The following is a 23,644-nucleotide window of genomic DNA, read 5'->3' on the forward strand; positions in this document are numbered from 1 at the left end:
CTCTGGGATACCGACCGCCGGCCCCGGAGGTGTTCATGCCAGCCTTCTCCGCTTGGCCGGCTGCGCTTGCCAGACCAGCTCCGCCGGCCAAGCTACCCGTGGCGGAGCGGCCCACCGTGCACTAACTTTACCCTTGGACCACCTCGTGGGGGCCGATCAAGACCTCTGGACCGCGATCCGAAACGCCTTCAAAGCCTTCCATCCTTGCAAATGCCGAAACTATGTCGCCGCCACTGGATACGATGCCTTCGACCCAACATGAACAGGAACAGCTCTAGCGTCCGGACTCATAACCAGTAGCTGACGGTCGCGGCGAGGCAGACGGCGGCGAGGTCGTTGACTGCCGAGCGGTCGTAGCGCGTAGCGATGCGGCGGAAGTCTTTCAGGCGACCAAACATCCGCTCGATGGCGTTGCGTCCTCGATATGGCACGGGCGAGAAGCACGGCTTCCAGCGTCGGTTGACCTTGGGGGGATGTTGGGCGCGGCTCCCGCCGCCTCGATCTGCCGGCGGATGGCATCGCTGTCGTAACCCTTGTCGGCCAGCACGACGCGGCAGGCGGGCAGGCGTTCGAGCAGCAGCGTGCCGGCCTTACAGTCGGTGACCTGCCGGCCGGTCTGCAGGAAGGCGAGCGGGCGGCAGGCACGGTCGGTCAGGGCGGGGATCTTGGTCGTGCGCCCGCCGCGCGAGCGGCCGATGGCCTAGCTTTGCTCCCCCCTTTACCCCCGGCAGCGCAGCGGTGAGCCTTCACGGCGGTGGAGGCGATCAGCACCTGCGAGGGCGGCCCGCCGGCCTGGGCCAGGGTCTCGAACAGCCCGACCCAGACCCCCTTTGCCGCCCAGCGCACGAAGCGGTTGTAGAGCGTCTTCTTCGGCCCGTAGACGTCCCGCGGCGCATCCGTCCAGTGCCCACCGGACTTCAACACGTGGATGATTCCGCTGATCACGCGCCGGTCGTCCACGCGCTCCTCGCCCCGGGTGTGTGTGGGCAGGTGCGGTGCGATCCGCGCAAACTACTCGTCCGTCAGCCAGAACTGATCCATCGGCCCCTCCCGTGCAAGCCGTGAATCACACCTACGCCGTCCGCGCCACCGTTATGGGTCCGGACGCTAGGTCGTGAACTCATAACGTCTGGCACGGTTTGGCCGTGGCATCGTTGGTTCTCCGAATGGAGGACCGAGGATGGCGCGGTTTGACCTGACGGATGAAGAGTGGGCGGTGATCGAGCCGGTCCTGCCGACGGACGTGCGCGGCAAGGATCGGGTGGACGACCGACGGGTGCTGAACGGGATCTTCTGGCGGCTGCGCACGGGCGCACCGTGGGCCGACATCCCGGCGCGTTACGGGCCCTACACGACCTGCGGCAACCGCTTCCGGCGCTGGCGCAAGCGCGGCATTTGGGATCGGCTTCTGGCTGCCGTGTCGAAGGCTTACGAGGGCGATCTGCAGATGATCGACGCCACCAGCGTGCGGGTTCACCAGCACGCAGCCTGCGCCAAAAAAAAGACGGCGGATCCGGTGGCATGGGTCGCTCACGGGGCGGCCTGACCAGCAAGATCCACGCGCTGGTGGATGCCGAGGGCCGTCCCCTCGCGTTGAAGATCACGCCCGGTCAGGCGCATGACGGGCGCTCGGCGACCAACATGCTGGGCGGGTTGGGTGAAGGCCAGGTCCTGCTGGGTGACCGGGCCTATGACAGCGATGCGCTGCGAGCCCGGATGTCCGAGCAGGGTGCTTGGGCGAACGTGAGGCCAATGCCCAACCGCAAACAGGTCCTGGCCTTCAGCCCGTTCCTGTACAAGTACCGCAACCTGGTCGAGCGCTTCTTCAGCAAGATTAAGCACTTCCGCGCCGTCGCCACCCGCTACGACAAGGATCCCGACAACTTCCTCGCCAGCGTCAAACTCGCTGCCGTCCGGGTCTGGCTGCGAACTTTATGAGTCCGCGACCTAGTGTTCCTGGACGAAATCGCGGCCAACACTGGTATTGTCCGTCGCTACGGACGCGCCGCGCGCGGCGAGCGTTGCCGGGTCGGCACGCCGTTCGGACACTTGAAGACCATCACCGACATTGCCGCTATGCGCTCCAGCGGCCTGCTCGCGACCGCGCTCCTTGACGGGGCCATGAACGGCAAACGCTTCCGCGCCTACGCCTTCGAAACGCTGACCCCGGCGCTGCGGCAGGGCGACACCGTCATCCTTGACAACCTCGAAGCCCTGGAGATCAAAAGCGTGCACGAGGCGATCGAGGCGATCGGTGGACGGCTGCTCTACCATCCGCCCTTCAGCTCCGATTTCAATCCCATCGATCTTCCAATAGGCTCTGGACGAGGTCGCCTTCGCCAAGATCAAAGCCATACTCCCATCGGACGCGCAGCGCACCGTTGCCGACCTCTAGGATGCCATCCGGAATGCTCTTGCCGCCTTCAAACCCAACAGATGCCGGAACTACTCCGCCGCCGCGGGATACCACGCATATGATCCTCCCTGATCGGATGCTACTCTAGCTTTGAAAGGTCGTCGCCTTACCTTTCGACCTTGGATTGTTCTAGAGGCCATCCAGGCTCGGCGTGATGAAGATCCGTTGGTTCGCAACTAAGTCCACCGCGTTGCGCGATTTCCTTGCCGACCGTGAACAGGAGCGTCCGGCTCATCATCTTCATCTCGTGCGTGCCATTCTCTTCAATGACAGCATGTGCAGCCAGGACCGCGTCGGCGACCGTAACTAAATCAAGCGTGTCATCCACCAGTTCTTCCTCCATATGCAAGAGTATTGAATGTAAAAATTTTACATATCTATGTCTCATTTTTACTTTTGTTTATTATTCGCGAATTTACAAGCCACCTTGCAATGATCAGGGCATGTAATCTGACCTTGGCAGATGTGCACGCAGGGAATGACAAGGATATGCCTACGCCCCAAGGGATGAGTTTCATTCCTGACGTCAACGGTTCTGAGAAGCTCTCTCAGATCGCGCAGATGCCCGGCTGCTCCTCGAACTCTTTCTTCAAGCTGTCCAACGCAGGCATCCAAGGGATGCCTTGCTGCTCATCCAGACTTGGCTGGCAATCCGATCGCCGAAGAAGCGCGACGCGGTGTTCGCGTTCGCCCGTGAAATGCTGCGGGCGGACAAGTTATAAAATGATATGGATTGTACCTCGACAAAAATAGACAATCTCGGTATGTAATATTTTTACATTGGGGGTGCGATATGGCGCCTAATAGTTTTGAAGATGCATGTTTTTAGCGATTGTCATTTTGTATACCACTCACCAAGTGACGGTCGTGGTCGGCTCGTTTCAGGGCGCTGACGATTGAGGGACAGCGTGTGCTCTTGCCCGCAACGTGAGAGCACACGTGGCAGATCTCCAGCAGGCCGCCCTGCGCAACCGCCTCCTGCGCGCGCTGCCTCCGGAGGACTTCGCCGCCCTGGCACCTGCGCTGCGTTCCGAGGCGATCCCGCTCCGGCGCGTGCTCATCTCGGCCAACACGCAGATCACGAGCGTCCACTTCGTGGAGGCGGGCATTGTCTCCGTCACCTCCGATGCGCCGAGCGGCCGCGTCGAGATCGGATTGCTTGGCCGTGAGGCCCTGGTCGGCGCCGCCCCGGTCCTGCTCGACGACGATCGCAGCCCGTACACCCACTTCGTCCAGGCGGCCGGGCACGTCTTGACGGTCGATGTGCTTAACCTGCGCGCCGAGGTGGAGCGCCGCCCCGCTCTGCGTGGCCTCCTGCACCGCTACATCCAGGCTAAGATCATCCAGACCGCGCAGACCGCGTTCGCGAACGCCCGCGGTGGTACGCCGACCCGCCTCGCCCGTTGGCTGCTGATGTGTCACGATCGCGGCGAGGGCGACGACATCACGGTCACGCAGGAGTTCATGTCGCTGATGCTGGGCGTCGAACGGCCCGGCGTGACGATGGCGATGAAGGTTCTCGAGAAGGACGGCCTCGTCGGCAAGCGCCGGGGCCGCGTCCAGATCATCGACCGCGAGCGCCTGCTCGATGTGGCGGGGGACAGCTACGGCTTGGCCGAGACCGAGTACGCCCGGCTGATCGAGGGGGGCGACGCTACAGAAGCGCAGTAGCCCGGACCGTCAACAGCGTCATGAGTTGGGCTCGTCTGCCAGTCCGCGCAGATATGCCAGGGCGTGTCGGCGCCCCTCGACGGTCTTGATCAAGTCCCAGAGCCGGGCGCACTCGCTTGCCCCGGCGAGGCGTTCAGTCGCCTCGTCGTCGGCGAAGAACCTCTCAACAGGAATGCCGAGGCTGGCGGCCAGCGCGGACAGCTTCATCAAATCGGTAGCACCTGCTGGATTGCTCATGCTTACCCCTAAAAGTTTCATTCGTCTACAATTGCAGTTTTATACCCTCTGGGGTCAAGTGTAGAATTTTACGCTATATTCATGACGCATGGGTGGGGCGACGGTGCTGTGGCATCAGGCAAAGGCGCACATGCCGGTTGGGGTACGAGTATAGGCTTAACATGAGCACGGAAGCGAGGATCAGACCTCAGGTTTCGAGGTAACGCGGGTTCTTGACCTCTACAAAGCTCAAAGGTGGCTTGTCAGGGAAGTCCAAGCCTCCGCCATATCGTCCGGCTTGGGTCCGTTTAGCAGCGCAGGAATCTCCGCGCAGTGTAGGCTCTGAGAAATTGCAGAGCATCAGACGGCTTCTTAACGTTGACTCCGAGTGGTCAAGTGCTTCGAGAGGGCCAGATGTTGGTACGTTTAGGGTTGAGCTTTGTACTTGCTATGTTTGCAGTAGGCACAGCCATGGCTGCTCAGGTGGCACCGGAAAATAAGGCCGCCATGCAGATGCCCTGTGCTGACGACTTTGCTGCCCTTTGCATCGGGTTGCCACCTGAGGATAGTACCGAGACACGCGCTTGTTTTGTCAGGAACACGTCCAAGCTTTCACCCGGATGCCGGGAAGCCATTAATACATAATAAAAAAGGGCTGAGGTCTTTGCATTAACGTCTCGCCACTGACCCTAACCCACCAAACTGGTCCGCGCTGAGCACAAGTTTTCGGGCATCCTGAACCCTCAAGGAGGGTGGATGCCATGCCTCCAAACGCTTCACGGACGAACAGATCGCCTTCGCCTTGCTGCTCGCTGAGTACGGCGTTCCACTCCCGCCCCTCCGGACGCAGATCGTCTATGAGATCGACACGGAGACAGGTCGGATGGCGGAAACGGACGAGGTCGAACAAGCGGAAGCGAAAGGCATGGCCTGGCTGCTTCGACCCTTCCAGGGACGGAAAGGGCCTTAGTGGCGCAGGGTCGGAACCATCGTGCCGAAATTAGTTTCCTTCCGGCAATACAATCGGAGGAAACATGACCAAGTTTGCGACCCTTTCAGGCGCTGCCGCCATCCTGATACTGACGGCCGGTGCCTCCTACGCCGCCCCGTGCTCGGTGGGAACGACCACCAACATGGAAGGCAAGTCGTCTTCGACCGACAAGAGTTCGATGACTGATGGCACGTCGTCCGCCAAGACGACCCCTGGCGCCAAAGCGGAGTCTCCCGGAACCGTCGGCGCGCTGAACAACGTCGGCGCCGGCACCAAGCCCGTCGATGGTGAGAAGAAGGCGGCAGAGGGCCAGGTGGTGAAGCCGGGCAGCAACGACTGCTGAGGTCCGTCGTCAACACCGAACCAACGACCCGATGGCCCTGCAGAAGCTAGCTTGCAGGGCCATTTTCATGGGGCGCCCCCAAATTCGTCCTTGCAAACGGATGAGGGGCGGTACCCGTCCTTGGGACGCAAAAATTCTAATCTGGCGCCTGAGCAAGGCCTTAGCCAAATCCATCGCTATTGCTCCCTGCCAGTCATCCAGTAACGCCGATGTGATGACGATTTCAGAACTGATTTGAGATCACCAGAACTTATTAACCTTCGCGCTGCATTTTGAATGCAGCCCTGAGAGTTGATAAACCTATGAACCTTCATCCTAAAGTTGTGGGAACTGCGCCGCCGACGGGTGGCCTTCCGGTCAACGTCGATCCCACATTGGCTGCGATTGCGAGCCTCACTTCCGAGGTCAATCAGATCGCCGGCGACTCGACACGTCGGATCCAGCAGATCACCGCGCAGGTCAGGATCCTTGCGCTCAACGCGCTCATCGAGGCTGCCCGCGCCGGTGAGCAGGGGCGGGGCTTTTCCGTTGTTGCGCAGGAGGTTCGCTCGATTGGGGCCGAGATTGATGGTGTCGCTCGCGAGCTTGAGGCTCATCTATCAGGCCGGATCGGCATGCTGCAGCAGGCCGTCGAAGGGATGGCACAGAAGGCCGAGGCCGAGCGCCTAACCGACCTGGCTTTAAACGCCGTCGAACTGATCGACCGGAACCTCTATGAGCGGACCTGCGACGTGCGCTGGTGGGCGACCGATGCCGCCGTCGTCGATTGCGCGGCAAGCCCGGGTGAGGCATCCGCCGCCTACGCCTGCGAACGCCTGGGCGTTATCCTGTCAGCCTATACCGTCTACCTCGATCTCTGGCTTTGCGACCGGAACGGCGTCGTCATCGCCAATGGCAGACCCGATCGCTACCCGGGTGTGCGCGGTCAAAGCGTAGCCGGCGAGCCTTGGTTTCAGAACGCCATTGCGCTCCGCAGTGGTGACGACTACGTCAGCGCGAACGTACGCCGTGAGAACCGGCTTGGTGGGGCTCAGGTCGCCACCTACGCGGCCAGCGTGCGTGAAGGCGGCCGAGCGAATGGGCCGATGCTTGGCGTGCTTGGCATCCACTTCGACTGGGAGCCCCAAGCCCGCGCAATCGTGGAAGGGGTACGTGTCGCTCCGGCGGACCGAGCGCGAACCCGTGTCTTGCTCGTTGATGCTAACCGCCGTGTCCTGGCAGCGTCTGACGGTCAGGGTGTCCTCAGTGAAGTGCTGCCGCTGGATCCGAAGGGTCAGGCCAGCGGTATTACCAGAGACAGCCAGACGGGCACGGTCACAGCTTTCCACCGGACACCAGGTTACGAGACTTACCTCGGCTTGGGCTGGTACGGCATGATCGTTCAGCAGAAGGCCGGATGATAATATTTTCTATTAACAACTTGGCACCACCGTGCTTGCGTCTGACCTGGCCGGGATTTTGGACCGAACCAAGTGAAAGGCTACTGCATGGTGGCGACCATGGGTAGCCGGAAGGCAACGTCCGGGAAAGTGACAGGCGCGGGCGGCCGGTAGCTCAAGGACGAATGCGGTCGAGCGCGGTTGTAGGTATTCCACCAAATACCGATCACGGTCCGTGCCTCCTTGAGAGAGTAGAAGGTCTTTTGGCGTAGGCACTACTCCTTCGGCTTGCAATTGAAGCTCTCACAATAGCCATTCTCCCACGGCGATCCTGGTGCAATGTACTGGATCTGCAGGCCGGTTTTCGCGACCCATTCCCGTAAAGCCTTCGAGATCATCTCTGGGCCGTTGTTGCAGCGGATGTTCTCCGGGATGCCATGCAGGCACATCGCATCGGTCAGCGCCTCGATCACACCCAGGCTGTTGATGCGCCGCGCGACCTTCAGCGCCAGGCAGGCGCGACTGTGCTCGTCGATCAGCGTCAGGATGCGCAGGCTTCGCCCGTCATGGGTCTGGCTCTGCATAAAGTTGAAGCTCCAGGCATGGTTGCGATGGAGAGGCCGCAGCCGTACGCCGGAGCCATCGTCTAGTAAGGTTGGTACAGGCTGTATCTGATCGGCCTGTCGGATACATCGCCCACCACCGCCTCGACGTCGGCTCGCAGGAAGACGAGCTGCGCCAGGGCTACGCCCTTGGTCTTGCGCGACACGGGCTGGATCGTCCCGGTCAACAGGGCTGCCAGGATCGCGTCGAGTACCGCACCCCGATTCTTTTCGTCGTCCAATTCCGGTCCCATCTTCCGGAGCTGGCTCAAGAGGATGGCCCCTCGGGGTGGGTCACGGACGATCGGGAGTGGGATGTCCGCGGCGCGCTCTAACGCCAGGACTGCCTCTCGTTTCGTGTGGGGCCGATCCTTGGGTGACCACCACGTCATGGGGAGGGCGCCATCCCGGATCGGAAGGATCCAACGCGCGTCGTCCGGAGCCGAGCCGAGCGGAACGCCTCCCGGCTACACTGCATGCGCAGGATCGGGTAGCTCAGGCGACCACGTTGTGCACACCCTGAGCGCAGGTGCCATCAATCTGCACGAAGTCAGCGCGCGCCGGGCGTGGGCCAGGGCGAACCTGCGTGACAATGAGCCGTAGGGGTGTATGGCAGATTCGGCTTGCCGAATGGCGAAGCATCCTCCCGCAACGGCATTGGCCAATCTTTAAGACCTAATGGCTCTTACTTAATCGAGTGAACTCCTCGAACGACGAGCCATGCGCTGATTCATGATATGTTTGAGCCGATGGCGGGAATGACCGGCCTATTACTCGTAAGCGATGACACGGCTCGCACCCGACGACGCTTTCGGTCGTTGGAGGATTTGGCCGCGCTTACCATCCTCGACCTCTATGACGACGGCGACCGGTCACGTCCCGCCGACATTGTCGTCAGCGACGTCAGTGAGCTGACGGCCGACGCAATCTCGCGTCTGCGAACCCTCCTTGGAGGGGTACGACCGGCGGATGGCCGCCTCGTCTTCGTCGTGCACGAGGACGGCCCTCGCGCTCGCGCTTATGCCGACGTCCTGGGAGCGACGGTCGTAGTCCCGGCCGTGGATACCGACACGTTGCCCGCCCTAATCGAACGCCTCTTAGTAGAGGCCGGCGACGTTCCCCTGTTCGCACGGAAGCACGCGATCCGCGCACGCGAGTTCCTGCGTGAAACCTTCAGCTCAGGCATCCTCACATCCGATGAGGTAACGAACGGAACCGAGGCCGTCGCGCGGGCCATCGGCGCCAGCGGCATCTACAACTGGATTCGAACGGTGCGCGAGTTTGACGACGCGACGCACCAGCACATCCTCCTCGTGGCAGGACTCGCCGCGGCGTTCGCTGGGACGCTGTGTCTCTCCGCAGCCGATAAGCATAGGGTCGTCAAGGCGGCACTGCTCCACGATGTTGGCAAGACGAAGGTTCCGACCGCGATCCTGAACAAGCCCGGCAAGCTCGATGCGTCGGAGATGACCGTCATGCGGACCCATGCCGCCGAGGGCCATTCGATGCTCCTCGCCCAGGGGTTCGAGGACGCCATGCTATGGGTCGCGCGCTCCCACCACGAAATGCTCGACGGCTCCGGTTACCCGGATGGCCTCCGCGGCGCCGACATCCCGGACCTCGTGCGCCTGGTCACGATCTGCGACATCTACGGGGCGCTGATCGAGCACCGACCTTACCGCGCCCCGGCGAGCAACGTTTCGGCATTCGATGTACTCGACGGGATGGCCGGGCGATTGGACCGCGACTTGGTCAGAGCGTTCAAACCGGTCGTGATATCGCCCCCCTTTGACGGCGGTGCCTCTTCGGATGCGCTCAGACCCAGGCCGCGCCAACCGGCATGACCCATCCCGAAATGCCCGGAGGGGCGTCCCACGCGGGATCGACATGTCTCGGGCTACCAACACCCGTCGGTTCCAGTTTCATCATCCCTGAACCAGCCGGCGATACATCGACGCGACCGGATGGGAGCTGTCAGCGATGATCGAGCAATTGCCCAGCGCAGATGCAGTGGAAGCGGCATTGTCGCGACCGCGGTACCGACTCCGGATGGGGGCGGATCTTGAGGCGGCCTTCGACCGGTCCACCGTCCGCGCCCGCACGGCGCGGCTCCGGCATTTCCTGGCGTTCGCGCTGTGCGCCGACATCCTGGCCATCGCGTTGGATGCCTGGCACGGCGCGCTGCTGCTCGGGCTCGCAATCCGGCTGGGCCTCGTCGCCCCCGTGCTTCTGGTCGGGCTGCTGCTCCTCACCTCGAATCGTCCCTCCTGGCAACAAGGGCTCCTCGCGGGCCTTCCGGTCCTTTGCGGCCTCGTGAGCATAGCGTCGATCGGCCTGCTCCTCGGTGGTCGCTACGTGGAGCTCTATCTGTCCGCAGCGGGAATGGCGGCCTTCTTCGTCAACGCCGCCATGCCGCTGCGCTTCGTGCACGCGGTCATCCTCGCCGGCTCGAACATCCTGGCGACCCTCGGCCTCGCCGTGACGTTATGCGCGCCCGGAGACCTTGACGACATCCTCGCCACGTTGTGTTTCAATGCCGTTGTCGTCGTTCTCACCCTATCGATGAACTTCGGTCGGGAAGGTGGCAGCCGCGACGTCTTCCTGCACGGGCTCAGGGAAACCTCGCAGGCCATGGCCCTCGCCGAGGCGAACGCCGAACTCATGCGCTTGTCGACCACGGACCACCTGACCGGACTGCTCAATCGGCGGGCCTTCCACGCCCGACTGGAGTCGGCCATTCGAACGGTCGGCGCTAAACACGGATGGTTCGGCGTGCTGATGGTCGACATCGACCACTTTAAGGCGTTCAACGACAGCGCCGGGCATGGTGCCGGGGACGATTGCCTCCGTGCGGTCGCCGGAAGGCTGGCGGCGGTGCCGCTGGTCTCGGACGGCACGGTGGCACGCCTGGGAGGGGAGGAGTTCGCCGTCCTACTGCCGGGTGCCGACCGGAACGCCATCCTCATGGCCGGGGAAGCCATACGTCGTGCCGTCGAGGAACGGGCCATCCCGCACCCCGGCTTCGCGGAATCGCGTCCCGTGACCGTCAGCGTCGGCGCCGCGGCCGGGAAGGCCGACGGCGACGCCACAGCTGGCACCCGTACGCTGAAAAGGGCAGACGAGGCGCTCTACGCGTCGAAGGCCTCGGGTCGAAACACGGTGTCATATGCCCCTGACACGGTCGAGCCCACCCCTGTCACGATCCCGGCGGCGGCTTGAACCGATCGTGGTTCCGGACGCGGACACAACGTGGCGGTGGACCGGCCCTCCTGAACGTTCATCGACCTCGATCGATGCCTTGTTTGGCCATGGCCTCGTTCGACCATAAATTGAGTGTTCGGCGGCAAATTTCACTTGAGCGTGCTTGGTCACGATGAGACGTTCTGGACGAACGGCTAGGTTTTAGTAAGCTTCGACTGGCAGTCTGCGACGTTCAATATCGGCGGCCATGCGCGCGGCGCTCCGCCTCCATCCTCGTGCGTCGACCCGGTCCCATGCGCCCCCACCTAACCCTCAAGACCTCCCTCGTGGCGGCATTCGGCGTGCTCGCCCTCATCTGCGCTGGCCAGGGGACGCTGTCGCTGGCGAAGCTCGCCAACATCCGCCATTCCGCCACGGAGGTCTCGGCCAAGTGGCTGCCATCCGTCGTTGCCGCCACGAATATCCGCGCCACCGCGTCCGAGGTTCGCATCAAGCAACTCCGCTCCTTGTCCATCGCCGGCAGTGCGGAACAGCGCGCCAAGAACGCCGCCGACATGACCGAGGCGCTCGCGGCGTTGGGCCACGCGCGCAAGGCCTACGAACCGATGATCTCTTCCGCAGAGGAAAGGGCCTCCTACGACGCCTTCGCAGCGGCATGGGACCGCTACGAAGCCGTCGGCCAGGAGGCGATGCGCCTGGCCGAGGACGGTCGTCCGGGCGAGGGACTCGCCATGATAGGGCGCCCTGAGAATATCGGTCTCTACAACGAGGTTCGCCAAGCGTTGACCCGTGATGTGGCGTTGAACGAACGCGGGGCGCACGCGGACGCGGACGCCGTGGTCGCCGCAGCCGACGATGCGGCGATTGCGGTCTACGCGGCCATCGCCATCGCGCTGGCGGCGGCGGGCGCGGCGGCCACGTTCAGCCTGCTGCGCGTTTCACGCCCGATCCAATCGATGACGGTCACGATGGCGCGCTTGGCCGATGGCGACGCCGGCATCGAGGTCCCCTACCGGTCGCGCGCCGACGAGGTCGGCGCGATGGCCGCTGCCGTGCAGGTGTTCAAGGACAACCTAATCCAGACCCGCGCCCTGGAGGTGGAAACAGCCCAGGCACGGCTCGCCGCGGAGGAACAGCGCAAGGCCGGGATGCGCCAGATGGCGGATGGCTTCGAGAGTGCCGTCGGTGGCATCATCGGCATGGTCTCGTCGTCGGCGACCGAGCTCCAGGCGACCGCGCAGTCGATGACCGCCACTGCGACGGAGACGGCCAACCAATCGACCACGGTGGCCGCAGCCGCCGAGGAGGCCGCCTTGAACGTGAACACCGTGGCGGCTGCCGCCGAGCAGCTCGGTTCCTCGGTGCAGGAGATCGGGCGGCAGGTCGGCGGTTCGGCTGAGCTCGCTCGCCTCGCGGTGAGCGAGGCGGACCAGACCGGCATGCTGGTCCGGGAGTTGAGCGCTGCCGTGTCCCGCATCGGGGACGTCGTTGGTCTGATCTCGAACATTGCCGGTCAGACGAACCTCCTGGCGCTAAATGCCACCATCGAGGCCGCGCGCGCCGGAGCGGCTGGCAAGGGGTTCGCCGTCGTCGCCGCCGAGGTGAAGGCCCTGGCCGGACAGACTGCCAAGGCCACCGGGGAGATCTCCGGTCAGATCGCGCAGGTCCAGTCCTCGACGGGACAGGCCGTGACGTCGATCACCGGCATCACCGCGCGGATCCGCGAGATCAGCGGCGTAGCCACCTCGATCGCCGCCGCCGTCGAGCAGCAGGGAGCCGCCACCCAGGAGATCGTGAGCAACGTCAGCCAGGTTGCGATGAGCACGGGTGAGGTAACCAGCAACATCGCGGGCGTGGCCGGCGTGGCCGAGGAGACGGGGGCCGCCGCGAGTCAAGTCCTGGGCGCGGCGTCCGAGCTGTCGCGCCAGTCCGAGCACCTCACCGCCGAGGTTGGGCGCTTCCTTGCGACCGTACGTGCGGCCTGACATGCCCGGCGACACGGCGTACCCGTGGGGCATTCCGTCGACCGCCCGACCTGGATGTGATCCCGTGGTCGGAGCCTCCCCGTGAGCCAGGGTCGGTACCCTTCGATGATGCCGGGTTTCGCAACGCTCGCGCGCATCGCTGCCTTGGCGCTTGGCATCGGCATCCCCGCCGTCGTTGGCGTGACCTTGCACCGGCAATACGAACACGAACTCGCCGAGGCGGGCACACGTGCCGCGAATACCGCGCACGCGGTCGAGCAACATGCTGCACGCACCTTCGAGATCATCGACACGTACCTGCGGGCGGTGGCGCCTCTCGTGGGACGCCATGAGGGTGGCCTGTCGACCGAGTCAGTCCACGCTGCCCTACGCGAGCAGGTCAAGCGTTCGCGGCTGTACAACATCGTCATCGTCGACCGGGACGGGCGTGCGACTGTTGAGGGGCAGGTCTTCCCCGCCCGCGCCCTCGACATCCATGACCGTGATTACTTCCGGACGCTGCGCGACCGGCCCGGCGGAGGCCTGCTGATCGGCGACCCTGTCACGGGTCGCCTGAGCGGCAAGGTGTTGATCCCGGTCGCACGCCGTATCGACGGGCCGGACGGGAGCTTCTCCGGCATCGTGCAAGCGACGCTCGACCCCGAGACCTTCGAGTCCGTTTACGCCGGCATCGACAACGGCCCCGGTGCGGGCCTCAGTCTCTGGCGATCGGACGGTACCCTTCTGGTACGCTCCCCGGCTCTCCCGGCCGTGATCGGCAAGAACTTCGCCGACGGGGAGAACTACCGGCGCCACGTCCCAGCCAGGGACGAGGCTCCGTATTGGACCACGGCGATGACGGATGGCGTTGAGCGCGTGATCGCCCTGGGCTTCCTCGACGATTATCCCCTGTACGTCGCGGCCGCGCTGTCCCGTACGGACGCGCTGGCCGGTTGGAGGCGCTCGGCGTTTGTGCAAGTCTCGGTGGCCGGCGGCCTCACGCTCGTGCTGGTCGCGGCGCTGCTGCAGTTGGCGCGCGAGTTCGAACGGCGGCGGGCCGCCGATGGGCGGATACGGGCGAGCGAGGAGCGCTACCGCCTCCTGGCCGAGAACACGAACGATCTCATCGTGCTCAAGCCGTCGATGCGGGAACGGGCTTACGTGTCACCGGCTGTCCGGTTGGTCCTCGGATGGAGCCCGGAGGAGTACGCCGCGCTGGCCCCCGAGGACCTCATCCATCCTGACGAGATGACCGAGGTCATTTCTGTGTACGGCTCGCTGTCTCCGGACCGTCCCCAGGCCTCGCACGTCCACCGTCTGCGCCACAGGGACGGGCACTACGTCTGGATCGAATCCGTGTTCCGGTTGGTCGGGAACATTTCGGGCGACCGGACCGTGGTCGTCTCGGGGAGGGACGTGACCGCACGGATCGAGGCGGACCACGCCTTGAGGGCCAGCGAGGCGCGCCTCCGGCTTGTATCCGAGGCCGCGGCCGACATGGTCACCCAGATGGATTGCTCCGGCCACCGTCTGTACGTCTCGCCCGCGAGCCGCGACCTGCTTGGTTACGAGCCTCATGAGCTCGTGGGCCTGAGCCCCCGGCAGATGATTCATCAGGAGGATACCGCCGACCTCGATCGCCTCCTCTCGGACATGCTGGCCGGAACCAAGGATCGAGGCATCGTCGTCAACAGGTTGCGCCACAGGGACGGTCGCTGGGTCTGGGTCGAGGCCTCGCTCAAGCGGCTGCGAGACGGATCCGGGGCGACCACGGGTTTCGTCTCGTCGGTTAGGAACGTCGAGGCCCGGAAGGCCGATGAGGCCGCCCTCGTCGCCGCCCGGGAGGAAGCGGAGAGAGCGAGCGCGGCAAAGGGAGAGTTCCTCGCGGCTATGAGCCATGAGATCCGAACGCCGCTGAACTCAGTGCTCGGGTATGGCGATCTTCTGCTCGACGAGCCCGGCGTGCCGCCGCGCGCCCGCCTGCACGCTGAACGCATACGTTCGGCAGGGGCAGCCTTGCTGACGTTGGTGGACGACGTCCTCGATTTCTCGAAGATCGAGGCGGGGCAGGTCGAGATCACGCCGCGCCCCTTCGCAGTGCGTGGCCTCGTCGAGAATGCGTGCGAGATGGTCCGCGGACCGGCCGAGGCCAAGGGACTGATTCTCAACGTGACGTTCGATGGGAACCTCCCGTACCGGCTGGTCGGGGACCGGGATAGGCTGACCCAGATAGTCCTTAACTTGCTCGGTAACGCCTGCAAGTTCACCCGGGTCGGCCGGGTGGACGTGGACGTGCGCGCGATCGGTCTCCCAGACGGACGGGTGCGGTTGCGCCTTGGCGTCGCCGACACCGGCGTGGGGGTCTCCGCTTCCCGGAGGGACAGGCTATTCCGAAGGTTCTCACAGGCGGACGGCTCGATAAGTCGGGATTTCGGGGGAACGGGCCTCGGACTGGCGATCTGCAAGGCTCTAGTGGAAGCGATGGGAGGAACCATCGGTTTCGACAGCCAAGTCGGCGTGGGCTCGACGTTCTGGTTCGAGGTCGCGCTGCCGCTCGCGCCACAGGAGGTCACAGACCGCCAACCCACCCGCCCAGTGGTCAAGCGCGTCCGGCGGCGCCTGCTGCTTGCCGATGATGTCGCCCTCAACCGCGAACTCGCGCACGAGATCCTGACGCGGGCCGGTCACTTGGTCGACTTGGTCGAGGACGGTGCCGCGGCGGTGTCGGCGGTTCGGGCGAAGCCGTACGACCTCGTGCTCATGGATGTGCAGATGCCGGTGCTCGACGGCATTGCCGCGACGCGCCGAATTCGGGCATCAGAGGGCGCCGGCTCTCGGATGCCGATCGTCGCGATGACGGCCAACGTTCTGCCGGAACAGGTCGAGTCCTTCCTCACGGCCGGCATGGATGCTCATGTCGGTAAGCCGTTCCGCGTGGACCAGCTACTCGATGTCATCGATCGATTGACCGTCGCCGTGCCGACCACCGAGCCCCCGGCACCCACTACCGATGCAACCATTCACGATGACCTGATAGCGCTGGTCGGGCGGGAACGGTTCGACAGGATACTGGCGATGCTTGCGGAGGAACTTCGGGAGCGTTTCCCGGCCACGGCATCCGCCGATCCGCGCCAACTCGCTTACGATGCGCATGCTATGGTCTCGGCCGCCGGGGCGTTGGGTTTCGTCGAGTTGGCCCAAGCCTGCCGCGAGGTTGAGGCGGCCTGCAACGGGGGGCACGGCTACGATTTGCAGCTCTCGACTCTGCGGAAGGTCCGTGACCGGACGCTAAGCGAGATTATGGCGTTGCGATCCGCGGCAGCGGCTTAGGGAGCGCCTACCAGATAACTCGGTGGTCCCGACCAAACGGTCGTCGACCACATCGAGCGAAGCGCAACTATTCCAACGAGGACGCGCCGATCCCGTCCTTCAACCGCAACATCCTCGTCGATTTCGCACAGGAAGGCGGCGAATGGAGGATCGATAACATCCGCCACCTCGACCAAGTGGGTGTCCGGCCGGTCTGCGCGGCGGGCTGAAGCAAGCCTTCGGGCTCTTGAAACGGTCGTAGAGGAAGGCGGGTTTCCAGGGCCGATAAGGTTGCGCACAGGGGAGGAATCGATTCGGGTCACAGCTTCGATCGATCATTTGGGCAGGCGAGATCGGTTGCTCCGTGCCTACCCAAACGACGGTCGCCGAGAACGCTTCCGCTTCCGACCCAACTCAGCCGCCGGACGCGCTGTCGGCGTTCCCCCAAAGCGGACGCTCGTCGGCCGTCCGGCAACTTCTGCTCGGGGTGGCAAGCGGACCCTGGCCTTGCACACCGAAGCGGATGTTCGCCGCGCATCCCTTCCGGTCTATGACAAGCCGTCATGAACCGAGTCGGGATGGATCGCTGCTGTGGGACGGGAAGAACTGGGCGGCATGGCTATGTTCCTCGTCGTCGCGGAGGAGCGGAGCTTCACAGGGGCGGCCAACAAGCTCGGTGTTTCACAATCGGCGCTGAGCCATTCTATGCGGCGCCTAGAGGCAAGGCTGGGGCTGCGCCTCCTGACGAGGACCACGCGCAGCGTGGCGCCCACGGAGGCGGGTGAGCGGCTGATCGAGACCCTCGGGCCGGCGCTCAAGGAAATCGACGCGAAGGTTGCAGCACTGACGGAGATGCGCGAGCGGCCGGCCGGCACCGTTCGCATTACGGCGCCTGAGCACGCAGCTCGGACGCTCCTCTGGCCGGTGGTCGACCGCATCACCAGGGCGTATCCCGACATCCAGATCGAGGTGAATGTCGCGTCCGGCCTAACCGACATCGTCGCGCAGCGGTTCGATGCAGGCATCCGTCTCGGCGAGCGACTCGAACGGGACATGGTTGCCGTGCGGATCGGCCCCCGGCTTCGCATGGCGACGGTGGGTGCACCCGCTTACCTCGCCGGCCGAGGCAAGCCCGAGACGCCGCGAGACCTTCCAGAGCATGCTTGCATCAACCTGCGGATGGCGAACGGCGACAACTATGCCTGGGAGTACCAGCGGGATGGCCGGGAGCTGAAGGTCAGGGTCGACGGCCAACTCGTTCTGAACGATGGCGAGATTGCCATGGCAGCAGCGATCGCGGGCCACGGCCTTGCGCATCTCGTGGAGGACCGGGTCGCGCCGTTGCTGGCAGACGGGTCATTGGTGCGCGTGCTCGAGGACTGGTGCGAGCCCTTCGATGGGTACTTCCTCTATTATCCCAGCCGAAGGCAGTCTTCTGCCGCCTTCGGTCTGCTGCTCGACGCCCTGCGATACCGGGGATGAGCGTCGAGCATCACTCATCAGCGGTAGGAGAACTGCAGGACGGCAGCCGGCAAGCGATCGCCCTCGACCGGGATGGCCGACGCGGCCGCCTCGATCTCATCCATGTCGTCGGCGGTGAGCACGACTTGCGCCGCGCCGAGGTTCTCCTCGACCCGTTCGAGCTTGCGAGTGCCGGGGATAGGCACGATGAAGGGCTTGCGTGCGAGCAGCCAGGCCAGGGCGATCTGGGCCGCCGTCGCCTCCTTGGCCTCGGCGACGCGCCGGAGCAGGTTCACCAGCGCTTGGTTGGCTGCCTTCGCTTCCGGGGTGAAGCGCGGGGACGTCGCCCGGAAATCGCCCGCCTCGTGGCTCGCACCCGGGTCGACCTTGCCGGTCAAGAACCCCGCGCCGAGCGGACTCCAGGGCACGAAGCCGATGCCGAGTTCCTCGCAGAGCGGCAGGATCTCTGGCTCGGGGTCGCGGGTCCAGAGCGAGTACTCGCTCTGGACGGCCGCCACGGGTTGCACGGCATGCGCGCGGCGGATGGTCTGTGCGGCGGCTTCCGATAGGCCAAAATGCTTGACCTTGCCCGCGGCGATCAGCTCCTTTACCGCGCCAGCGACGTCCTCAATCGGGACCTCGGGGTCGACGCGGTGCTGGTAGAGCAGGTCGATGGTCTCAACCTTGAGCCGCTTCAGCATGCCGTCCACCGCCCGCTTCACGTGGGCCGGCTTGCTGTTCAGGCCCGGGCGGCGCTCGCCGGTCTCCGGGTCGATGTTCCAGCCGAACTTGGTGGCGATCGTCACCTGGTCCCGCACCGGGGACAGCGCCTCGCCGACCAGCTCCTCGTTGGTGAAGGGGCCGTACGCCTCGGCGGTATCGAAGTGTGTGACGCCGCGCTCGTTCGCGCCGCGGATAACGCGGATGGCCTCGGAACGCTCGGGCGAAGCGCCGTAGGTGCCGGAGAAGCTCATGGTGCCGTAGCCGATCTCGGAGACGGTCAGCGGGCCCAGTTGGCGGCTCTTCATGCGCGGGTTTCTCGTCCTGTTCGGCGGTGGGCTTCCGGTAAGCCCGCCTGATTGGACGGAAGCTAATCCGCGATTGTGCATCAGATTAGTGGGCTAAATCCGCATGGGTCTATGACGGGAGGTCATGAATGGTGGACGAGAACCGTCCACTTCGAAGTCCCGGCGAGACCTCTACGTTACTAGCGCCCGCTTCAACAAAGATCCGCCTGAGAGCGGCTCGTCGCAAATCAACCTGTCCCAGTCGCGCGGCACTGTTTCGCCATGCACCCGGAGGCGGACACACTCAGCGTCTGCAAAGGGTCGTGAGGGGGCGCGGAGGCGATGTCCGCTTTCATCTGTTACTGCCCGAAAGCAGACCGGCTGAAATCCACCCAACCCGGTCGTTGGCCTCTGCCTTGACAGCCCGGGAGCGGACCTTCCTAGGGCCGGGAGTGGGCCCAGGGAACGGGGTCCATCCGTCAGATTTCCTTTACTAGAGATACTTGAGCGAGGCGATATCGCGACGTGCCGCCTTGAAGCGCGAGAACCACGCCGTCGGCCAGTAAAAGGGTACGACCAGCCCAACGTACCAGGCCAGCACCCAGCCATAGTTCCCCACGCCGAACACGCTGCCCTGCGTCGGCCCCCAGATGGCGGCGGCACCGTGATACAGGAGCCGCAGGATCGTCAGGTGGAGCAGGTAGAAGAACATCGGCGCACCGCCGAACACCGCCAAAGCCGCGACGACTGGGGCGTCGCGCATTCGTTCAAGCGTAACGAGGAGCAGCGCCCCGATCCCGAGCGTCAGCAGCAGGAACAGCAGCGAGGGGGGATACTTCGTCAGCGAAACGAAGCTTAACGTGGTCCGGAGCGGATCGCCCTCGACCACGAACCAGGGCTTGTCGCCGTAGCCGTTCGCCAGACGCAGGATCACGAAGACGACGAGCATCCCCCAGCCAAGGGCCAAAAATCGGCGCTCGCGGGTCAGCGTCGCAACCGTTGGCAGGAACCAGGGGCCGACCGCGTAGCCGAGCACGATCACGCCGATCCACGGGAGCACCGGGTAGGTCGTCTTGGCGACCAGCCCGAACGGCAGCGCGATGACGTCGCGCTGGTGCAGCATCGCCCAGACCGCAAAAAACGGTTGGTCAGGCTGGAGGTGGATCGGGTCGAGGAGGTTGTGGCCGCAAACGATCAGCAGTCCGACCGCGAGGAGGACCGGGCGTGGAAGGCCGACCAGCACCGCCAGGACGATCATGCAGACGCCGATGCACCAGATGACCTGCAGCCAGAGCGTCGGACTGGCCACGCCCCAGTACAGTCCCGAGAGGTAGAGGACCTCTAGCGCCATCAGCACGAGCCCACGCTTCAGCAGGTAGGCCCGCGTCTCCGCCAGCGTGTGCCGGGTGCGGAACAGGTACGCAGCCACGCCGGTCAACGCGATGAAGATGGGTGCGCACAGGCTGACGAGGAGGCGGGCCAGGGCCACGGCCGGCAGAGCGGTCCGGGCGTCGACCGGGTCGGCTACGGGCACGTGGAGGAACCAGGTCTCGCGCAGGTGATCGAGGAGCATCAGCACCATCACCAGCCCGCGCAGGGCATCGATGGAGGCGATGCGGCCGGACAGGTTCGATAGACTCGTCGATGCCTCCGGCGGCTCCAGACGCTCGCCCATCAGAATCGTGCCGTCATGCTGACGGTGACCCGCCGCGGTTCACCGACGCCGACCCAGAAGGTGTTGTAGGAGCGCTCGTAGTAGGTCTCGTCGAAAATGTTGTCGACGTTGAGCCCGAAGCGCAGGTTCTCGTAGCGGTAGTAGGCCAGGGCGTCCGTCAGGATGTAACCCGGCAAGCGGAAGCTCTCGACGCCGCTGTCGCCGAGCCGCGAGCCGACGGCCCGGAACCCGCCGCCGATCCCAAAACCCTTCCAGTCGCCGGCCTGGACCTCGTAGATGCCGAGCAGCGAGCCGCTATGACGTGGAATGTTGAGAAGCGGTGATCCGACCCTCAGCACCTCGTCGCGGGTGACCGCCGCGTCGATGAAGGCGTACCCCCCGATCACCCGGAACTCCGGCGTGACCTGCCCGACCAGGCTGATGTCGAAGCCCTCGCTGCGCACGGCCCCCGCGGCGATCTGGAAGAAGAAGTCGGCCGGGTCGGTGGTGAGCACGTTCTCCTTCTCGATGTGGAAGGCGGCGGCCGTCACGCTGAGGCCGTCGAACAGGTCGAGCTTGGCCCCGACCTCGTAGGCGAACCCGGTCTCGGGAGCGAAGGGCCGGGACGCGCTGTCGAAGCCGGTGTTGGGGCGGAACGAGGCGGCGACGTTGCCGTAGAGGGCCAGGAACGACAGCGGCTGGTAGACGAGACCGGCCCGCGGCGAGAAGCCGGTGCGGTCCTGCTCGGTCCGTTCGTTCGCGACCTTGTCCCGGAAAGTCTGGTTGTAGAAGTCGGTGCGGTTGCCCAGCAGCAGCTTCCATTCCGGGCTCAGGGCGATCTGGTCCTGGAGGTAGACCGCCGTGTTGCCGACGTTCTCGCTGGCACTGTAGCGGCGCGTGAACGGGGGCTTGGCCTGTCCGTAGACCGGGTTGAACAGGTCGATGGCGAAGGGGTCGAGGCGCGGGGTCGAGCGCAGGAGGTTCACCGCGTCGCCGAGGCTGCCGGGTGCCACCGTGAAGGCGTTCGGACGCATCACGAGGGCCCGCAAGAGTTTGGCCGCCGGCATCACCCGGGCCAGCCGCGCGTCAAGGTCCGCGACCATCGCCTCGCCGCGCGCCGGGCGCTCGAGGGCCGCGGCGATGGTCCGGATCTGGGCCCGCACCCCCTCGAAGTCGTTGGGTACGGCGAGTTCGAGAAGAGGGAAGCCGACGCGCTTGAGCAGGCCCACCGTGGTCCGTGTCGTGAAGGCACCGGCAACGACGAGGTCGGGCCGCAGGGCGACGATTTCCTCCGACAGGCCGCGTGTCACCGCGATGCCCATGGCCTCCCGCGCGACCGTCGAGCCGCGCGGGTCTTGAGCGAGGTAGGTTGCCGACCCTTCAACCAAGGGCATCATCGCGGCGATTGGCGGTGATGATGCGGTGCGCCTGATCACGCACGTTGACCTGGGCGTTATCGCCGCCCACCCCAAAGCCTTCCTCGGCTACTCCGATACCACGGTGATCGGCTTCGGTTGCCTTAGGGCCGGGCTGGTGTCCTTCTATGGCCCCACCATCATGTCGGGCTTTGCTGAGAACGGCGGCCCCCTCCCACACATGGTAGCCTCGCTGAGGCGCACGTTGTTTACAACCGCCCCGGTCGGGGTGGTCGAGCCAAGCCATGAGGGCTGGACGGTCGAACGGCTCGATTGGTCTGACCCACAGAACCAATTCCGCCGCCGTCCGCTACGGCCATCAAGCGGACCCCGCGTGCTACGCGGGAACGGCATAGCACGCGGGCATCTCGTGGGCGGATGCGCTGACACATTGGAGACCTTGAAGGGCACCGCGTGGTGGCCACCCCTCGATTACTGGCGCGACGCGCTCCTGTTCCTTGAAACGTCCGAGGAGGCCCCGTCCCCGGCGCTGATGACCTGCTGGCTCCGTAATTACGCGGCGCAAGGAATCCTTCAGGTCTTGAACGGCATCCTGTTTGCCCGGCCGGGTGGCCATCGGCTGAGCGTAACCGATCATGCCGCCTATGATGCGGCCATCCTCCAGGCATTGGATGAAGCGGGGCTGACGGCTCTGCCGGTGCTCTCCAACCTCGATTTTGGACACACTGACCCGATCTTCACCCTTCCCTATGGCGTGCAAGCAGAGATCGATTGCGAGTGTGCCCAGTTACGGATCGTTGAAAGTGCTACGTCGTAGCGGGAGGGCGGCATCCGCTTTCATGCACAGCCACGCAACATATGACCGGCCAAGATCCATCCTGAGCGGACGGACCGCTCCCAACCCAACTCGGTGCTCGAACCGCCGTTCGCGCTTCTCCAAAGCGGCCGTCGATCGCTTAAGACCTCCGCCACTCGGACAGAGCGATAGCCTCAACGGTGTCGATCCACGCGCTCTTACACGCGCCATACTCGTGGGAGTTGTCGGGATGAACCGTCCGACACCGGACTTTCTCTTGCTCGTAGGAGGCGACGAGCGCTGGCCTCTTCTGAAGGTAATCGCGGAAGGCGAGATGGCGGTCGATGTCCGGCGAGCCGACGCCGTAGCAATGTAGTTGAACGAGACGCCGCCCGGTGCTCGGCTCATTCTTCGTGGCGTAACGCCGTCCGAGGAGCCCGAACTCACCCCACCATTCGTAGCCGACCCGTTCGAGTTCCGTTCTCTTAAGGTCCGCCTCACCCAGGTTTTGGACTACAGGTAGAAGATCGAGGATCGGCTTTGCTCTTAAGCCTGGAATGGCTGTTGATCCCACGTGGTGGACGGCCAGCAGGTTCGGGCCAAGCGCAGCGCGGAGAACTGAAGCTTCCGTTTGAGCTGCCGCCGACCATTGGGGATCGTGAACGGTCAACTCGACCTTGAAAGGTGGCGGCATCGTCTTCGGCAAATCCTACGATTTGATGCGCTTCTGCATCTCCACATTCTCGACAGGGCTTCCACACTCCATGCCGGAATATGTGCGCACTTCTTTCCAACCATGGCGTGCGTAGAAGCCACGTGCTCGGGTGTTGAACCCACGCACCTCCAGACGCACGACCGAATGAATGCACGCGACCTGCCGCTCGGCCGCGACGAGCAGCTTCGAGCCAGCACCTTTATTCCAATAGGCGGGATCGACGTGCAGGTCGGTGATCTGATCGTCTCCAACTTGCATCATCCCAATCAGCACGTCACCACGAACGGCGACGATGAAGCGTTGCCACTCATTCTCAGCCTGCAACCGCGCGGGGTCGAAAGCGGCGAAGGCTTGCACCGCCTCGAACGGAAGCTCGGGGGCCCAGGTGACAAGCCACGAACGCCGCAAAAGACGAACGAGCGCAGGCACGTCCCTCTCTTCGGCCGGACGAAGAGTGATGGTCTCAGTCGCCACTTGGATCCCTGAAGCGGCCTGCGGTGCGCATAGCCTCACCCAAGCAGGGCGATCATTCAAGCTCACCGC

General features: G+C 64.4%; 17 protein-coding genes and 7 pseudogenes. 13 read left to right on the forward strand and 11 right to left on the reverse strand.

The genetic code is table 11. The annotated features are described in order from the left end of the window. Both FV230_RS06785 and FV230_RS30615 read left to right on the forward strand, forming a co-directional pair. A pseudogene (locus FV230_RS06785) lies at positions 1–125 on the forward strand (IS3 family transposase); the annotation flags it as partial. Between the two features lie 35 nt (positions 126–160). Continuing rightward, positions 161–262: pseudogene (locus FV230_RS30615) on the forward strand (IS630 family transposase); the annotation flags it as partial. Positions 263–287: 25 nt separating this feature from the next. Here FV230_RS30615 and FV230_RS06790 read toward each other — a convergent pair. After that, positions 288–1,002 (reverse strand): annotated as a pseudogene (locus FV230_RS06790) (IS5 family transposase). A gap of 178 nt (positions 1,003–1,180) precedes the next feature. On the opposite strand from FV230_RS06790, the pseudogene FV230_RS06795 reads away from it, so the two are divergent. Further along, a pseudogene (locus FV230_RS06795) lies at positions 1,181–1,938 on the forward strand (IS5 family transposase). A gap of 9 nt (positions 1,939–1,947) precedes the next feature. Continuing rightward, positions 1,948–2,488 (forward strand): annotated as a pseudogene (locus FV230_RS06800) (transposase); the annotation flags it as partial. Positions 2,489–2,522: 34 nt separating this feature from the next. Here FV230_RS06800 and FV230_RS06805 read toward each other — a convergent pair. Continuing rightward, positions 2,523–2,744, reverse strand: coding sequence for a hypothetical protein (locus FV230_RS06805; protein WP_147841774.1), 222 nt, complete (start codon positions 2,742–2,744; stop codon positions 2,523–2,525). A 611-nt stretch (positions 2,745–3,355) separates the two neighbouring features. Between FV230_RS06805 and FV230_RS06810 the strand changes: the two genes are divergently transcribed. Next, the gene (locus tag FV230_RS06810; RefSeq protein ID WP_147841775.1) at positions 3,356–4,087 is read left to right on the forward strand and encodes a Crp/Fnr family transcriptional regulator; all 732 of its coding nucleotides are present in this window, start codon (positions 3,356–3,358) and stop codon (positions 4,085–4,087) included. Positions 4,088–4,105: 18 nt separating this feature from the next. On the opposite strand, the gene FV230_RS06815 is transcribed toward FV230_RS06810, so the two are convergent. Then, positions 4,106–4,324: a hypothetical protein gene (locus FV230_RS06815; RefSeq protein ID WP_147841776.1), complete on the reverse strand. Its 219-nt coding sequence runs from the start codon at positions 4,322–4,324 to the stop codon at positions 4,106–4,108. Positions 4,325–5,337: 1,013 nt separating this feature from the next. Here FV230_RS06815 and FV230_RS06825 point away from each other — a divergent pair. Continuing rightward, positions 5,338–5,637, forward strand: a complete 300-nt coding sequence (locus tag FV230_RS06825; RefSeq protein ID WP_147841778.1) for a hypothetical protein — start codon at positions 5,338–5,340, stop codon at positions 5,635–5,637. Between the two features lie 302 nt (positions 5,638–5,939). Then, complete coding sequence (locus FV230_RS31210) at positions 5,940–7,037, forward strand: methyl-accepting chemotaxis protein (RefSeq protein WP_147841779.1); 1,098 nt, start codon at positions 5,940–5,942, stop codon at positions 7,035–7,037. An 80-nt stretch (positions 7,038–7,117) separates the two neighbouring features. Here the strand turns inward: FV230_RS31210 and FV230_RS06835 are convergent. Together FV230_RS06835 and FV230_RS06840 are read right to left on the reverse strand one after the other, a co-directional pair. Further along, positions 7,118–7,666, reverse strand: a pseudogene (locus tag FV230_RS06835) (integrase core domain-containing protein); the annotation flags it as partial. Next, positions 7,663–7,860 (reverse strand): hypothetical protein, encoded by a 198-nt coding sequence (locus FV230_RS06840; RefSeq protein ID WP_147841780.1) that lies wholly within the window; start codon positions 7,858–7,860, stop codon positions 7,663–7,665. The pseudogene FV230_RS06835 and the gene FV230_RS06840, both read right to left, overlap by 4 nt. A gap of 585 nt (positions 7,861–8,445) precedes the next feature. On the opposite strand from FV230_RS06840, the gene FV230_RS06845 reads away from it, so the two are divergent. From FV230_RS06845 to FV230_RS06865, 5 genes are all read left to right on the forward strand, one after another. Next, complete coding sequence (locus FV230_RS06845; protein WP_246694768.1) at positions 8,446–9,462, forward strand: HD domain-containing phosphohydrolase; 1,017 nt, start codon at positions 8,446–8,448, stop codon at positions 9,460–9,462. Between the two features lie 136 nt (positions 9,463–9,598). Continuing rightward, positions 9,599–10,837, forward strand: coding sequence for a diguanylate cyclase (locus FV230_RS06850; protein ID WP_147841781.1), 1,239 nt, complete (start codon positions 9,599–9,601; stop codon positions 10,835–10,837). Between the two features lie 275 nt (positions 10,838–11,112). Next, a complete protein-coding gene (locus tag FV230_RS06855; RefSeq protein ID WP_147841782.1) occupies positions 11,113–12,804 on the forward strand; it encodes a methyl-accepting chemotaxis protein in 1,692 nt (563 codons plus the stop codon). A 105-nt stretch (positions 12,805–12,909) separates the two neighbouring features. Next, on the forward strand, positions 12,910–16,113 hold the full coding sequence (locus FV230_RS06860) for a PAS domain S-box protein (RefSeq protein ID WP_147841783.1): 3,204 nt from the start codon (positions 12,910–12,912) through the stop codon (positions 16,111–16,113). 594 nt (positions 16,114–16,707) lie between these two features. After that, positions 16,708–17,574 carry a LysR family transcriptional regulator gene (locus FV230_RS06865; RefSeq protein ID WP_147841784.1) on the forward strand — a complete coding sequence of 289 codons (867 nt, stop codon included), beginning with the start codon at positions 16,708–16,710 and terminating at the stop codon, positions 17,572–17,574. 17 nt (positions 17,575–17,591) lie between these two features. Here the strand turns inward: FV230_RS06865 and FV230_RS06870 are convergent, their stop codons facing one another. The 4 genes and pseudogenes from FV230_RS06870 to FV230_RS30625 form a co-directional block, all read right to left on the reverse strand. Continuing rightward, positions 17,592–18,581, reverse strand: a complete 990-nt coding sequence (locus FV230_RS06870; protein WP_147841794.1) for an aldo/keto reductase — start codon at positions 18,579–18,581, stop codon at positions 17,592–17,594. 472 nt (positions 18,582–19,053) lie between these two features. Next, positions 19,054–20,235: a heparan-alpha-glucosaminide N-acetyltransferase domain-containing protein gene (locus tag FV230_RS06875; RefSeq protein WP_147841785.1), complete on the reverse strand. Its 1,182-nt coding sequence runs from the start codon at positions 20,233–20,235 to the stop codon at positions 19,054–19,056. After that, positions 20,235–21,200: a TonB-dependent receptor gene (locus tag FV230_RS06880; RefSeq protein ID WP_246694770.1), complete on the reverse strand. Its 966-nt coding sequence runs from the start codon at positions 21,198–21,200 to the stop codon at positions 20,235–20,237. The genes FV230_RS06875 and FV230_RS06880 overlap by 1 nt, the downstream gene beginning before the upstream one ends. Beyond that, positions 21,183–21,575, reverse strand: a pseudogene (locus tag FV230_RS30625) (ABC transporter substrate-binding protein); the annotation flags it as partial. The gene FV230_RS06880 and the pseudogene FV230_RS30625, both read right to left, overlap by 18 nt. Before the next feature lie 61 nt (positions 21,576–21,636). Between FV230_RS30625 and FV230_RS06885 the strand changes: the two are divergent. Continuing rightward, positions 21,637–22,407: an LD-carboxypeptidase gene (locus tag FV230_RS06885; protein ID WP_246694769.1), complete on the forward strand. Its 771-nt coding sequence runs from the start codon at positions 21,637–21,639 to the stop codon at positions 22,405–22,407. 139 nt (positions 22,408–22,546) lie between these two features. On the opposite strand, the gene FV230_RS06890 is transcribed toward FV230_RS06885, so the two are convergent. Together FV230_RS06890 and FV230_RS29425 are read right to left on the reverse strand one after the other, a co-directional pair. Further along, positions 22,547–23,080: a GrpB family protein gene (locus tag FV230_RS06890; RefSeq protein WP_147841788.1), complete on the reverse strand. Its 534-nt coding sequence runs from the start codon at positions 23,078–23,080 to the stop codon at positions 22,547–22,549. Between the two features lie 15 nt (positions 23,081–23,095). Then, positions 23,096–23,575, reverse strand: a complete 480-nt coding sequence (locus FV230_RS29425; protein ID WP_187275414.1) for an N-acetyltransferase — start codon at positions 23,573–23,575, stop codon at positions 23,096–23,098. Positions 23,576–23,644 lie beyond the last annotated feature (69 nt).

Origin of the sequence: Methylobacterium sp. WL6 (assembly GCF_008040095.1) — a bacterium.
Lineage (GTDB): Bacteria > Pseudomonadota > Alphaproteobacteria > Rhizobiales > Beijerinckiaceae > Methylobacterium.

Excerpts from the sequence above, each read along its gene's own strand:
- FV230_RS06870 (WP_147841794.1), bottom strand. The coding sequence starts at position 18,581 with ATGAAGAGCCGCCAACTGGGCCCGCTGACCGTCTCCGAGATCGGCTAC.
- FV230_RS06865 (WP_147841784.1), top strand. The coding sequence starts at position 16,708 with ATGGCTATGTTCCTCGTCGTCGCGGAGGAGCGGAGCTTCACAGGGGCG.
- FV230_RS06875 (WP_147841785.1), bottom strand. The coding sequence starts at position 20,235 with ATGGGCGAGCGTCTGGAGCCGCCGGAGGCATCGACGAGTCTATCGAAC.
- FV230_RS06825 (WP_147841778.1), top strand. The coding sequence starts at position 5,338 with ATGACCAAGTTTGCGACCCTTTCAGGCGCTGCCGCCATCCTGATACTG.
- FV230_RS06860 (WP_147841783.1), top strand. The coding sequence starts at position 12,910 with ATGATGCCGGGTTTCGCAACGCTCGCGCGCATCGCTGCCTTGGCGCTT.
- FV230_RS06815 (WP_147841776.1), bottom strand. The coding sequence starts at position 4,324 with ATGAGCAATCCAGCAGGTGCTACCGATTTGATGAAGCTGTCCGCGCTG.
- FV230_RS06855 (WP_147841782.1), top strand. The coding sequence starts at position 11,113 with ATGCGCCCCCACCTAACCCTCAAGACCTCCCTCGTGGCGGCATTCGGC.
- FV230_RS06850 (WP_147841781.1), top strand. The coding sequence starts at position 9,599 with ATGATCGAGCAATTGCCCAGCGCAGATGCAGTGGAAGCGGCATTGTCG.
- FV230_RS31210 (WP_147841779.1), top strand. The coding sequence starts at position 5,940 with ATGAACCTTCATCCTAAAGTTGTGGGAACTGCGCCGCCGACGGGTGGC.
- FV230_RS06890 (WP_147841788.1), bottom strand. The coding sequence starts at position 23,080 with ATGCCGCCACCTTTCAAGGTCGAGTTGACCGTTCACGATCCCCAATGG.